Here is a 1,310-nt window from a genome sequence, read left to right on the forward strand (position 1 = left end):
CGGTTGCTCTTTCATTTGGAACGCTGGGGCGCTGACGTAAAGCCAGCGCTGAAGGGATATGCTTAACTGAAGTTACATCAGCCCGCGCACCTTGCTTGATTCTTCGCCGCATATATGTAGAAAGCGCATCAAGATAACGACGCGATCCTTCTTCATAAAGAATTCCCATGGCTAGGGATGACTTTCCAGAACCAGATAAGCCTGAAATAGCGACGAATTTATGGAGTGGAATATTGACATCAATATTCTTTAAGTTGTGAACTTTTGCTCCTCTAACTTCAATTTGACTTGGTAATGCCATATTGTTCCTTTCTATTTAATAATGTTTTTTAAAAATTAAAATGCTTCTGAAAAACCGGTTTTTGCCTTAAATCGTAAACTGAACCATCAATCGGCGTAATCGCAAAGGGACGCAATGTACTTCTACTTGATCTTGAATCAGCCGAATCAATCTCGACCATTTCAGGATGTACTTGATAGATTTGATCCATGTATGAATCATCAACTTCCTCTACTTTACCATTGACAGTTACAGCTACTGAATTCATTGTTTCTGTTCCTTTTAAGCCAGTAATTGAAATAAAGGGATGCTTTTTTAATCTATTATAGAATGCACCATTTACAATAGTCGAAAAGATTAAACGATTTTGTTTATCAACTAATTCAATATCAGCCGCATTACTGCGAGGATGCCCAAATCCCTGCATGAACATCTAGCCGAAGAAGCAGATGAAGAAAATGTATCTCTTAACTCATATATTGTTAGTAAACTTGCTCAAAGTTAATACAATCAAAAAATAAAGGTTGATCAAATTTCATCAAGAGTTGATCAACCTTTTTACCTAAACAATAAATACCAAATTGCATTAAAAGCCATACCGCCTAATGCCCACAGAACACAGGTCTTCGCGCGGAATTTATTGCGCTTAGCAATTGCGAAATAAATAGCCATGATAAAACCAATGAATGGAAACAAAAATGCCCAGAAAGCATCCCAATTTCCACCTTGATTTTGCGGTCTAGATTCTGGATAACGGCGATTGCGATATTTATCAAAGTAATAAACAATAAACCCAGCTCCGATTAGAGCTACTAAAATGATTAAACCTTCACGCATGATATTCTCTCCTATTTGTTCTGACCGTTACATCCAAAATAAAGGAAATTCCGATTTTTTGCAAATATTAGACAATGAGGAATCAAAGAAAAAAGCATTTATCGCGACAATCCAATGTCATTAAGTTAAGACATTGACAATTAAGGGTGCTTTTTTAGAGATCGAATCATTTGGATTCGATCTCTTTTTTTGT

3 protein-coding genes and 1 pseudogene are annotated in these 1,310 nt (G+C 36.3%); 1 reads left to right on the forward strand and 3 read right to left on the reverse strand.

Annotated features, from left to right (window positions below; genetic code table 11):
- Nucleotides 1-301: pseudogene (locus JEM49_RS04360) on the reverse strand (excinuclease ABC subunit UvrA); the annotation flags it as partial.
- A 28-nt stretch (nt 302-329) separates the two neighbouring features.
- Nucleotides 330-707 carry a pyridoxamine 5'-phosphate oxidase family protein gene (locus tag JEM49_RS04365; RefSeq protein ID WP_241146341.1) on the reverse strand — a complete coding sequence of 126 codons (378 nt, stop codon included), beginning with the start codon at nt 705-707 and terminating at the stop codon, nt 330-332.
- On the opposite strand from JEM49_RS04365, the gene JEM49_RS04370 reads away from it, so the two are divergent.
- Nucleotides 690-785 (forward strand): toxin-antitoxin system HicB family antitoxin, encoded by a 96-nt coding sequence (locus JEM49_RS04370; RefSeq protein WP_081776577.1) that lies wholly within the window; start codon nt 690-692, stop codon nt 783-785. The two genes, JEM49_RS04365 and JEM49_RS04370, sit on opposite strands and share 18 nt — an antisense overlap.
- Nucleotides 786-838: 53 nt before the next feature.
- On the opposite strand, the gene JEM49_RS04375 is transcribed toward JEM49_RS04370, so the two are convergent.
- Nucleotides 839-1,117 (reverse strand): hypothetical protein, encoded by a 279-nt coding sequence (locus tag JEM49_RS04375; protein WP_087176888.1) that lies wholly within the window; start codon nt 1,115-1,117, stop codon nt 839-841.
- Nucleotides 1,118-1,310: the final 193 nt, after the last annotated feature.

Source organism: Lactobacillus sp. A27, from assembly GCF_016742815.1.
Classification (GTDB): Bacteria; Bacillota; Bacilli; order Lactobacillales; family Lactobacillaceae; genus Lactobacillus; species Lactobacillus gallinarum.

What these genes read in the sequence shown, in the direction of transcription:
- JEM49_RS04370 (WP_081776577.1), top strand. Translation starts at nt 690, where the DNA reads ATGCCCAAATCCCTGCATGAACATCTAGCCGAAGAAGCAGATGAAGAA.
- JEM49_RS04365 (WP_241146341.1), bottom strand. Translation starts at nt 707, where the DNA reads ATGCAGGGATTTGGGCATCCTCGCAGTAATGCGGCTGATATTGAATTA.
- JEM49_RS04375 (WP_087176888.1), bottom strand. Translation starts at nt 1,117, where the DNA reads ATGCGTGAAGGTTTAATCATTTTAGTAGCTCTAATCGGAGCTGGGTTT.